This is a genomic window from Aquimarina algiphila (assembly GCF_947494415.1).
In the GTDB taxonomy this organism is placed as follows: domain Bacteria; phylum Bacteroidota; class Bacteroidia; order Flavobacteriales; family Flavobacteriaceae; genus Aquimarina; species Aquimarina algiphila.
Genome location: NZ_CANLVC010000006.1, coordinates 512,817 through 524,992 on the forward strand (window position 1 = coordinate 512,817; position 12,176 = coordinate 524,992).

A 12,176-nucleotide genomic window follows, 5' to 3' on the forward strand; every position below is an offset into this window, starting at 1 on the left:
CTTATAAAGATTTAACATTCACATAAAAATTTGGATCAACACGCAATGTATCTCCTTTAAATTCTTTTGTTTGCCATGTTGCATTGGGCTGTATCCATTGGGGAGTGTCATCAATAAAAAGACGAACAGGCATATCAAACTTTTCTATGATATTTACGTATCGATATTTCAACTTTCCCTTTTCAAAAATATATTCAAGAGTTGGGATTTTGGTTGTTCTAAGATATTGATCAAAAAACTGAGTAAGATCAATTTTGGCCTTTTTACTGATATAATCTTCTATTTGTTTGGTTGTAATGGTTTGATGATAAAATGTAGAATTAAGTCCTCTTAGGATATCCCTCCATTTTTCATCATCTTCTATCAATTGCCGAAGGGTATGTAGCATATTTGATCCTTTAAAATACATATCGCTAGACCCCTTTTTATTTACATCATAAAAACCGATAATAGGGCTGTCGTTTTGAATACTTCTTCTGGTACCGATTACATATTCTGATGCAGCTTTTGACCCATAGTGATAGTCCAAAAACAAACTTTCTGAGTATGCTGTAAACCCTTCGTGCACCCACATATCTGCAGCATCTTTATAGGTTATATTATTAGCAAACCACTCATGTCCGGATTCATGAATAATAATAAAATCAAATTTTAATCCCCATCCCGAACCAGAGAGATCATTCCCCAGGTATCCATTTACATATTTATTACCATAGGTTACAGAGCTTTGATGTTCCATTCCCAGATAAGGAACTTCCACCAATTTAAAACTATCCTCATAAAAAGGGTAGGGGCCGAACCAATGCTCAAAAGCTTTCATCGTTTTTGGTGCATCCTTAAACTGTTCTTTTGCTTTATCCAGATTATCTCTTAGTACATAATAATCCATATCCAAAGTGCCTTTTTCACCTTCATATTGCTCTCCAAAATGTACATAATCTCCAATATTAATATTTACTCCATAATTATTGATGGGATTATTTACAAACCAATGAAATGTTTTGGTGTTATTATCAAGTTCTTCTACTTTACGTAATCGCCCATTAGATACATTCATAAGATCCTTGGGAACATTAACACTGATCAAAAGACTATCTACTTCATCATACATATGGTCTTTATTGGGCCACCAGACGCTAGCTCCTAATCCTTGACAAGAAGAAGCTACAAAATGTTTCTCATTCTCGTCTTTTTTCCATGAGATACCACCATCCCAAGGAGCACGAACAGCTTCCCTGGGTTTACCACCATAAAAAATGGTTACAGATTTGATGCTGTTTTCTTGCTGAGGAGTTTCGAGTTTTATAAAATGTGCATTACCTTCAGATGTTATAGCTAATTCTTTTCCATCTTGAATCACTTTTTTGATTTTCAAAGGAGGTTGTAAATCAATTTGCATGACATCATGAGCTTTTACTACTTTATAAAATACGGTGTTTTTACCAGAAATTGTCTTTTTATCCGGGTTCACCTTTATATCCAGGTGATAATAGGTTAAATCCCACCATTCTCGTTCTGGGGTTATCGAACCTCTAAGCGTATCTTGTCGCGTAAATTTCTGCTCTTGTGCAAAAAGGAGATGTACTTGAAATGTAAGTACTATAAAAAGAAAGATTTTATTCATTGTTGTATTCGCATTATCTTTAGAATTGATGAATTTTTTGAATATCGATTTTGTATATTATTGTAAAAGAAATTCGAGAGGAATATGCACTCTATCGTTCCAGCTTTTTTCATTATGATCTGCTCCTTCAAACTTTTTTGTAATCCAGTTTGACCCTTCTGTATATCCTTTGGCGCTCATTATAGAATCCACATGACTTTGAAACGGTTCATATTGTGCATCGTAGCCTTTTGTTCCAAAATCAAAATATATTTTGTGAGTAGACGGATCCGGAAGAGTAGTGGGTAATGTACCGATATAAGCTTCTCCCAATACAGGAACTGGCCAATGCGTAGAGACACAGCCCGCTGCTCCAAAAACTTCTGGATACGAGCAAATAGCATATAAGGATATGAGTCCACCCATAGATGATCCCATAATGGAAGTATCTTCTCTTTTGGTAGACACATTATAAGTCTTATCAATAAATGGTTTTAATTCTTCTACCAAAAATTTAAGATATGCATCAGAATACAAATCATCATATCCTGTGTTTTGCTTTAATGTAGCTTTAGCCTCAGGCGATGAGGTAAGTGCAGCTGGTGCTTTGGGCATATATTCAGAAAAACGCTTTTTTACAGTATTCCATGGAGCTACGACGATAGTTTTTTTAATCTTTTGTATTCCTAACAAGCTATCGATAGCTTCGTCTACACCCCAATCAATTCCTGTGTATGATGTTTTTGCATTAAATACATTTTGCCCGTCATGCATGTACAACACTTTATACTTTTCTTTTGAAGTAGCATCATAACCCGTAGGTAAGAAAACTTCAACATGGCGAGTATCTACATATTTTGACTCAAAGTTTTTGTATTCGATAACTTCACTTGCTGTAAAAGGTGTTTTTTCTACTGTTTCAACCAGTGCAATTTCTTCATGTTTTGGTTGTTGTTTACAAGAATATAAAATTAGGATACTTATACTAAAAATGAGTCTGTGCGAATACATAACAAGGATATTTGATTCTAAAAGTAAATAAATTATTCTTCTTTAGGACGTGTCTACCATTCTATACATATGATTTTATCATAATTTTAATAAGAAATGATTACGGATTAAATTTTTGAAACAATAAACCCCTCTTTTATAGAGGGGTTTTCTAATTAAATAAAAATATATAAACTAAAGATTAAAGTTTTATTAGTTTTCGTTCGATACTACCATTTATAGTCTTTATTCTGATAAAATATATACCAGTAGGAAGATTTGCAATAGAGAAAGAATTGTTCTTCGTTTCAAAAACCTTTTTTCCCGTTACGTTATAAACAAGTACCAGATTTAAAGGTATATTAATGTTTACTTCTCCCGCTGTTGGGTTTGGATATATTCTGATATCTAAATCGTCGTCATTAAGAATTGTGATTAGTGCACTATCTGTACTATTAATTTCTAGCGAAGTATTAGCTACATTAGATAAGGTAACGGTTACAGTTTCATCAGATTCTGGAGTGGCATCTTCCGTAGGTAAAATAGTGAATGTTTGTGTCTCACCTGCATTTCCTGTAAATGAAAGTGTTTGATTGATAATTGCGGTATAATCATTATCATCTATTGTAGCTGTTCCATCAGTTGTGTTTACATCCACAGTAAAACCTCCAGGAACTTCATTGTCGAGAGTGGCGATTATTGTTATTGCACCATCATCTTCATTAGCATTTACATCTTCTATAGTAATGGTCGCAATATCAGGATCTGTTATAGTAATTGTTGCTTCATCAGTAGTCCCAATAGTTGCACTGGTATTATTAGTATTAGTCATAGTAAGGATTACAGTTTCGTCTAATTCTACAATATTATCATCAATAACTGATAATGGAATGGTCATAGATGAAGTATTGGCCGGAAACATAAAACTAGATCCTAAATCATCATAATCTGTTCCCGAAATAGCTGTTCCCGTTGTTGAAATAGTAACCATAACAGGAGTACTAAACTCATTCGTGGTACTCACTGTATACACTCCATTAGTAGTGCCTTCTTCTGCCTGTGTTGTGGCTGTGATAGAAAGTAAAGCTACATCATCGTCCGTAATGGTAACAGTAGCATTATCTGCGCTACCAATAGTAACAATACCGTTGTTTGTTCCTGTTAATGTTACAATAACGGTTTCATTACTTTCAACCAGATTATCAGCAATCACAGGCACATTGATTGTCGCAGAATTGGTATTAGCAGGGAATATAAAGGTTGTACCCAAAGCAGTAAAATCTGTTCCCGAAGTTGCAGTTCCTGTTACTGAAAGATTGACTGTCACAGGAGTACTAAATTGATTTGTAGTACTTATTGTAAATAATCCATTAGTAGTATTTTCTGCTGCTTGTGTAGTGGCTACAATAGAAAGTACCGCTGCATCATCATTCAAGATTGTCAATGTAGCACCATCGGTGATATTAATATCTCCTGAAGCAACCGTTGAAGGGGAAAGTCCACTCATTCCTATAATTACGGTCTCGTCTGGTTCAGAAGTTGCATCAGCGGTAGGGGTAATTGTGAAGGTTTCTGTTTCTCCAGCCGTTCCTGCAAAAGTAAGTGTCTGTGCTGTTACTGCAGTATAATCACTATTAGCCGTTGTTGCTGTTCCATCTGCCGTACTAACATCTACATCAAACCCACCATCTATAGCGTTATCAACAACAACAGTCACGGTAATGGCACCATCGTCTTCATTGCCGCTTACATTAGCGATAGTTACTGTCGCCTGATCATCATTGTTTATGGTCAGCGTAGCTCCATCTGTAACATCTATATCGCCAGAGGCAACTGTTCCAGGGCTTAAGCCACTCATACTTATGGATGCGGTTTCATCAGCTTCTACTTTGGTATCTCCGCCAAGGGTAATATTAAAAGTTTCTGACTCTCCAGCCGTTCCTGCAAAAGTAAGGATCTGAGCTGTTACTGCAGTATAATCACTATCAGCTGTTGTTGCTGTTCCATCTGCTGTGCTAACATCTACATCAAATCCACCATCTACTGCATTGTCTACAATAACCGTAATGGTTGCTGTGCCACTGTTCTCATTCAATGCAACATCTGCTATCGTCACAGTAGCCTGATCATCATTGGTAATAGTAGCGGTACCCGTAGCATCTCCTATAATGACATCTGTACCTGTTGGATTCGATAAGGTTAGTGTAAGTGTTTCATCTATTTCAACGGTTTGATCACCTGTAATGGTAATATCTACTGTTTTACTGGATTCTCCAGCGAGAAAGGAGAGCGTTGTCGTGCTAATGGCTGTATAATCAGAACCAGCTGTCGCAGATCCGTTTGAAGTTGCATAATCTACTGTAGCTCCTCCAGCAGGAGCAGGGGCATTCAAATTTACTGTAAATTGTAAAGTAGTGGTCCCACTATTTCCTTCAGCTATTGATGGATCATTAACCGATATTGATATATCGTCATCATTGAAGATTGTTAATGTAGCACCATCGGTGATATTAATATCTCCTGAAGCAACCGTTGAAGGGGAAAGCCCACTCATTCCTATAATTACGGTCTCGTCTGGTTCAGAAGTTGCATCAGCGGTAGGGGTAATTGTGAAGGTTTCTGTTTCTCCAGCCGTTCCTGCAAAAGTAAGAGTCTGTGCTGTTACTGCAGTATAATCACTATTAGCCGTTGTTGCTGTTCCATCTGCCGTACTAACATCTACATCAAACCCACCATCTATAGCGTTATCAATAACAACAGTCACGGTAATGGCACCATCATCTTCATTGCCGCTCACATTAGCGATAGTTACTGTTGCCTGATCATCATTGTTTATGGTCAGCGTAGCTCCATCTGTAACATCTATATCGCCAGAGGCAACCGTTACAGGGCTTAAGCCACTCATGCTTATGGATGTGGTTTCATCAGCTTCTACTTTGGTATCTCCGCCAAGGGTAATATTAAAAGTTTCTGACTCTCCAGCCGTTCCTGCAAAAGTAAGGGTCTGAGCTGTTACTGCAGTATAATCACTATCAGCTGTTGTTGCTGTTCCATCTGCTGTGCTAACATCTACATCAAATCCACCATCTACTGCATTGTCTACAATAACCGTAATGGTTGCTGTGCCACTGTTCTCATTCAATGCAACATCTGCTATCGTTACCGTAGCCTGATCATCATTGGTAATCGTTCCAGTACCAGTACTGTCTCCTATAATGACATTTGTACCTGTTGGATTCGATAAAGTTAGTGTAAGTGTTTCATCTATTTCAACGGTTTGATCACCTGTAATGGTAATATCTACTGTTTTACTGGATTCTCCAGCGAGAAAGGAGAGCGTTGTCGTGCTAATGGCTGTATAATCAGAACCAGCTGTCGCAGATCCGTTTGAAGTTGCATAATCTACTGTAGCTCCTCCAGCAAGAGCAGGGGCATCCAAATTTACTGTAAATTGCAAGGTAGTAGTACCAGCATTTCCCTCAGCTATTGATGGATCATTTACAGATACTCTAATAATTGTATTTTTAATCTCTGTATCTGTTGCTGCAGTACCGGTATTTCCAGCCATATCGTTTAGTGTAACACTTAATGTAATTGTTCCATCGGCTAATCCACTTAAATCAATCCCTGTAATCTGATCTGTAGCAGTTGCAATAGCGCCGTTATTCGTAACTGTACCAGCTCCTCCACTACTGCTAAATGAGTAATTATACGTTGCACCCACTTCTGCACCTGCAAAAGTGAAACTCACTGCATTGTCATTAGTACCTGTATTAATAGGTGATTGATCTATTGTTACACTGTATCCATTTGGGGCTTCATTATCTAATGTATATGTTTGATCAGTAGTGGGTTCAGAATTTGGTAAAGCATTTCCTCCTAAATCTTGAATATTTTGTCCTGAAGATAAGTTTATCCCTACAGCCCCATTAAGGTTTGCAAGATCGCCAACACCAGAGACTGTAATATCATATGTTGTTCCTGAACCTGATACATTAGAAATACTTGTGGTAGTTCCTGTTACATCAAAATCTGCTGCATCTACAAATTGAACAGGTTCATTAAAGATGGCTCTAAACACAAGCCCATCTGCATTGGTAGGGTTTGTTACAGGGGTTTGTCTTGTGATACTTACAAAACTTGGGTCTATTATATCAGGCACAGTGCTAAATTGTATATTAGCTCTATTTGTATTGGAACCAAAAGAACTTAAAGTACACCCATCTGTATTATCTGTATATGAATATCTATTTGAATTACCGGTTGTTGTCGAATATTGTACTGATGAATTACCAATAAATCTAGTGTTGTTAAAACAAAAATTGATAATAATACCATTACCATCATACGTATATGGAGTATCGAAAAACATAAAGTCCCAACCCGGATTAGGGTCGTGATTTCCATTAAATACTTCTGTAAAACCTGTATTATCAAATGCAAATGTAGAAAATTCAGTATCGGTAGTGGATTTCAGCGAAATAGTTACTGCACTACTAGGGGTTACATCTGAAATTACATTAAATGCTAAACCATATAGTTGATCTCCATTAGATAACCCCAGTGCTAATAATTCTGATGCTGTAATTAAATATTGGCGTCTCCCATCTTCAAAAAATGTAGTCCAGGGAGTAAATGTATTGCCCGCAGAACTATTAGTATCTGTACCTATTTGAATGATTGGATTGGCATTAGGGTCAGTAATAGTAATATTTCTATCTTCAGTACCACTGCAAAGTCCTGGGGTTTCATACGTAACGGTATACATCCCCGGTGTACTTGCAGACACATCTATTGTTCCAGTATTCATATCGATAGATAATCCACTTGGAGAACTTGTAAAATCTCCTCCTGTAACTCCTGTAATAGTAGGTGTTGGATCTGCATCTGCAGGTAAATATGAGGTAGCTGAATAACTAAAATTAGCATCTTCACGAGCAGTGATAGTAATGGTATGCGATCCACAAGCACCTGGTGTAACGCCTCCTCCTTCTCCTCTAACAAAATATGTAACTGACCCTGATGCTGGAGGGGCAACAATTACCGAATTACCAGTTGTTGTGTCTATTTCAGTGCCTCCACAACTTCCTGTATATATATGCCATTCTGTAGCATCGTTTAGATTTCCTGTCCAAGTGAGTAATGCTGAATTACCACTACAAATAATAGGAGGGCCGTGATTCACTGAGGGCACGCTTGGAGGTGTAGCTAGAGAAGTACCTGAAAGCGCAACCGAGTAGGAGGTAAGTACTCCTATTGTATTAAACTGTACACTCAAAGAATAAAAAGAACTTGCAGAAAGAGTTTGGGAAACTCCCGAAGATAGTGTAACCGAAGAAGGTGCCGTATTTCTTGCTGATGTGTCATAAGTAAACAATGTAACCACTACATTATCAGACCATGTTGCCATAAATGTACCACTGGAGCCATCTGCTATAATCCAATGATCTGAGGGGTCAGCAGTAGGACAGCCTCCACCAAGACAAACATCACCAGTAATAGTGGTTGCTGATGAAACTGTTAACACTCCTGATTGAAGCACAGAATTGTTAGGTTCTGTTTCTGTGGTTTGAGCATTAATAACTTGATTTCCCAACAGGAAAACAAAAGAAATGAGTAGTAGTTTTTTCATAAGCATATGTTTAAGATAGTGATAGATTATGGGGGTAATTTTTTTATTTTGATTTATGCAAAATCATATGGCATACTATACAATGATGAATAGTAATCTTATCATTTTGTAAATTATCTTATGTATAAAAGGAGAGCGTAGTTATTTCTTCATATAGCGTTGGTTTAGTGTTTTTTATAGTTTGAAAAAGCACTACAAATAAAAAGAAATTCTATATCAAAAGCAAATAAAAATGCATTTTATCGATTTTATGTGTTTTTTGTCGGTGATTTATGGTGTTAGAGATTAAATTTTGTGTTAAAAATCACATGAGAATGGATTTTTAAATTAGACATGTTTTATGGTGTTTAAGTATATGCTATCGTTGATTTTTATTAAGGTATAGTGATTCTCCTTATAGTGGATATTCAGGAAATTTCGATCGTTTCTTTTGGATGATTGAGGATTGTACCGACACGGTTAAGGATTTACCCTATAAAATTAACAGTTATACTAAGATAGCCAAGGCTCGTAACAACAGAGTTGGAAGTCTTGACCAAGAAGCTAACGTTCTTGACAACTTAGCTGATGTTCTTGACAAGAAAGCTAACGTTCTTGACGACTTAGCTGGTATTCTTGACAAGAAAGCTAACGTTCTTGGCGACTTAGCTGATGTTCTTGACAAGAAAGCTAACGTTCTTGACTACTTAGCTGGTGTTCTTGACAACAAAGCTAACCTTCTTGACAAAGTTTATGATACTATGTTGATGCAATGTGATGTTTCTGCTATCTAAAAACTTCTGATGGAAATACGACAGCGCTCTCGTGACCATTTTTTCCTACGGTTGCGATGCCAAAAAAGAAATTATCGATCACAATACCATCCAATACAAAGTTATCCACATCACCAACAAATCGACTATGATCCCATGTAGGGGATGTAGTATCTCTCCAGTAGATTTTATAACCTTTTACATTAGGGTTGTTGACTTTTTTCCATTTAAATTTTGCAGATGGTTCTACGATGCCTCCAATTTTCACTTCAGATGGAGCAGGAGGCGCCCAGGCAAGACCAGCCAGATTAATGGCATTTACAGCGGTAAGTTTTGCAGCATATTCAAAATTAACATGTTCTACCACATCACCATATTTGATTCCGTTTTCTTCTCTAATATTTTGATGTTGTTGTGTATAGTTTTCATGGGCTTCCATAATTCTGATTCCGGCATATCCTAAATCATTAAAGGGTCTGTGATGCCCGCCCCGACCAAAACGATCTAATCGATAAATCATCATTGGATTCATTTCTGGCATATAGGTTTTTACACTTTTATGTACATATCTTGCTAATTGACGAGAAATACCATCAACTTCACCTCCATAAAAACGTCTACGACGAACTTTCTTTTCATCATCTGTAAGATTGGTAGGTTCAGAAAATATTCTAAACGCTCTGTTGTCAATAACTCCATCTACTCCTTTGATATTACCAATCATGTCATTGTTAAGAATACCTATAATATCCCATCCTTGATCCTTGGCATATTTTGCTAATCCACCACCACCAAAGAGTCCTTGTTCTTCTCCTGATAATCCAACATAAATAATACTACTCTCGAATGTATATTTGGATAACACTCTTGCGGCTTCAATAGTTCCTGCCATTCCGCTGGCATTATCATTAGCACCAGGCGCATCTGTTGTAAAATCCATGGTGTCACTTGCTCGAGAATCTATATCACCACTCATGATGATATAACGATTAGGATATTTTGTTCCTTTTTGTATAGCCACTACATTCACTACCCATGCATCATGTGGTACTCTGGTTCCCATATCTTTAGTAACGAAGTCTTTTTGATAAAATACATCCAAACAGTTTTTACAATCTTTAGAAATGGTTTCGAATTCTGATTTTATCCATCTTCGTGCAGCTCCGATACCTCTGGTATTTGAAATGGTATCACTAAATGTATTACGAGTGCCAAAATCAGCTAATTTTTTGATATCCGTTTCAATTCGATCTGCAGAAACAGCAGTAATGATATCATAGATGCGTTGATCGGTTTGTGCTGTTAAAATGGTAGATAATAAAAGTAAGCTTAAGGTAAAAAATGTCTTCATTTGTGTGAATTTGATCGCCTAATTTAGGTAAAACAGGGAATTAATAAATGTGTCTTAACAAATTTATATGATGAAAGCTATTATCTTAAAAAAGTCACTTTAGAAATTTTACCGTTTGTTACTTCATAAATAGCAATCACACTGGAGTACTTTTCTCCGAACCTTACATATTCACGATCTATAACTTTATTCCCTAATACGATGCGATTCTTAATATTACAGTAAAGGTTAGGGACTTTTTCAAACATGTCTTTAAAACGTTCACGCATCTTTTCTTTTCCTTCCATTGAGATTTCATCAGGGAAATTATAAATCTTGATGTCATCAGCATATGTATCCATGAATGCATCAATATTTCTGGCATTATATGCATTAACTTGTCGTTGTACCACTTGTTCAGGAGATTCTTTAATTAAATTTGAAATATTAAGAATTTTACCGCTTTTAATGACTTCATGAATAGTGTTCAAATTTTGAATATTTTCTAAAGGGTTCTTATTTAGAATCACCAAATCTGCCAATTTACCTTCAGTAACAGAACCAATTTGATGGTCTAAACCAAAACCTTTTGCAGCATTTATAGTAGATGCTTTAATAATATCATTAGGGGTAATCCCTGATTTTTGCATAGCTTCGATTTCTTGGATATAGGAGGATGCATGCATTGTCCCTATATTTCCAGCATCTGTTCCTGTAGCTATATTTATTTGTTGTTTTTGTAATTTTTGAAGGTTAAGATCTATAACACTATCGAATTTTTTAAAACGTAATCTTATAGCATCCTTTTGTTTATCACTTCCTCTAATTTTTCTAAATCTTTCCGGAATTAATCTTGAATCTAAACCTTCAAGATCGAATAATGAAGCATATGCTTTTGGATTTGCATAGTTGAGATCTTGTGGGTGCATACTTAACTCTGAGAAAAAAGTTTTAGTATAGTTATTAGAAACTATGAGAGTAGGTATATAAGTTACTTTATTTTTTTTAAGAATTTTTGCGAATTCATCATCAATTATTTCATCTCTAACACTATGAACTAATATATCTGCTCCAGCTTTAACAGCAAGTTTTGCAGTATTTAAATCGGTAGCATGTATAGCAAGTTTTAAATTGTTTTTATGAGATAGTTCGGCAATATGTTTTACAATAGGGAAATTCTTTTTTGCTGGATTATCCTTATTTACGATGTACCATATTTTTATGAAATCAGGCTTATACGGGAGCATTTTGTTAAACAATGCGCTGGCTTCTTCTAAAGTACTAATCTTTTCTATAGGAATATCTTCTAACTTAGAGAAAGCTTCTGGTTGATAAGGAGAGAACAAAGGACCAGTAACAAAAACATTAGGAGATAAGTTGTTTTTGACAATACTATCTCTGATTTTAAAATTGTAAAAAGGACCACCAACATCCATTACTGAAGTAATTCCTAATCTTAGATATCTTTTAAAATTATCAGTAATAATATCTTTCGCAAACTGAATTTCATCCTCATAAGACACTACTTTTCTTAGATCAATTGCATCTGGCCTAGTATATAAACCGCCAGTTTGAAAAAAATGGATATGAGTATCAATCATACCGGGCATAATAAATTTATCAGTACCATTAATGATTGTAGTGCCATCTGTAGGAATATTTTTTTTAGAAGAAATAGATATTATTTTTTCATTTTCTATATGAATATGTTGTTGTTTTTTGATTTTTCCAGTTTCTACATCAATTATATTAATGTTTTCTATAAGTACTGATTGTGCTCCAATAGAAACTATATTTAAAATTGTAAATAGAATGACTATAATTATGTTTTTTTTCATAATTGGTTCCTGTGGCTGTTTGTGATTATTA

6 protein-coding genes are annotated in these 12,176 nt (G+C 35.7%); 1 reads left to right on the top strand and 5 read right to left on the bottom strand.

The window, feature by feature from the left end; genetic code table 11:
• Nucleotide 1 precedes the first annotated feature (1 nt).
• From PQF96_RS11755 to PQF96_RS11765, 3 genes are all read right to left on the bottom strand, one after another.
• Nucleotides 2-1,624 (bottom strand): M1 family metallopeptidase, encoded by a 1,623-nt coding sequence (locus tag PQF96_RS11755; protein WP_271766329.1) that lies wholly within the window; start codon nucleotides 1,622-1,624, stop codon nucleotides 2-4.
• A gap of 57 nt (nucleotides 1,625-1,681) precedes the next feature.
• The gene (locus PQF96_RS11760) at nucleotides 1,682-2,614 is read right to left on the bottom strand and encodes an alpha/beta hydrolase (protein WP_271766331.1); all 933 of its coding nucleotides are present in this window, start codon (nucleotides 2,612-2,614) and stop codon (nucleotides 1,682-1,684) included.
• A gap of 181 nt (nucleotides 2,615-2,795) precedes the next feature.
• Nucleotides 2,796-8,225: a Calx-beta domain-containing protein gene (locus PQF96_RS11765; protein ID WP_271766333.1), complete on the bottom strand. Its 5,430-nt coding sequence runs from the start codon at nucleotides 8,223-8,225 to the stop codon at nucleotides 2,796-2,798.
• Nucleotides 8,226-8,659: 434 nt separating this feature from the next.
• On the opposite strand from PQF96_RS11765, the gene PQF96_RS11770 reads away from it, so the two are divergent.
• Nucleotides 8,660-8,998: a hypothetical protein gene (locus PQF96_RS11770; protein ID WP_271766335.1), complete on the top strand. Its 339-nt coding sequence runs from the start codon at nucleotides 8,660-8,662 to the stop codon at nucleotides 8,996-8,998.
• On the opposite strand, the gene PQF96_RS11775 is transcribed toward PQF96_RS11770, so the two are convergent.
• Both PQF96_RS11775 and PQF96_RS11780 read right to left on the bottom strand, forming a co-directional pair.
• A complete protein-coding gene (locus PQF96_RS11775; protein ID WP_271766337.1) occupies nucleotides 8,991-10,328 on the bottom strand; it encodes a M28 family peptidase in 1,338 nt (445 codons plus the stop codon). The genes PQF96_RS11770 and PQF96_RS11775 overlap by 8 nt on opposite strands.
• A gap of 80 nt (nucleotides 10,329-10,408) precedes the next feature.
• The gene (locus PQF96_RS11780) at nucleotides 10,409-12,145 is read right to left on the bottom strand and encodes an amidohydrolase family protein (RefSeq protein ID WP_271766339.1); all 1,737 of its coding nucleotides are present in this window, start codon (nucleotides 12,143-12,145) and stop codon (nucleotides 10,409-10,411) included.
• Between the last annotated feature and the right edge of the window lie 31 nt (nucleotides 12,146-12,176).

Bases quoted from the DNA above. Each gene is read 5' to 3' on its own strand.
- PQF96_RS11755 (WP_271766329.1), bottom strand. From the start codon at position 1,624: ATGAATAAAATCTTTCTTTTTATAGTACTTACATTTCAAGTACATCTC.
- PQF96_RS11760 (WP_271766331.1), bottom strand. From the start codon at position 2,614: ATGTATTCGCACAGACTCATTTTTAGTATAAGTATCCTAATTTTATAT.
- PQF96_RS11765 (WP_271766333.1), bottom strand. From the start codon at position 8,225: ATGAAAAAACTACTACTCATTTCTTTTGTTTTCCTGTTGGGAAATCAA.
- PQF96_RS11770 (WP_271766335.1), top strand. From the start codon at position 8,660: ATGATTGAGGATTGTACCGACACGGTTAAGGATTTACCCTATAAAATT.
- PQF96_RS11775 (WP_271766337.1), bottom strand. From the start codon at position 10,328: ATGAAGACATTTTTTACCTTAAGCTTACTTTTATTATCTACCATTTTA.
- PQF96_RS11780 (WP_271766339.1), bottom strand. From the start codon at position 12,145: ATGAAAAAAAACATAATTATAGTCATTCTATTTACAATTTTAAATATA.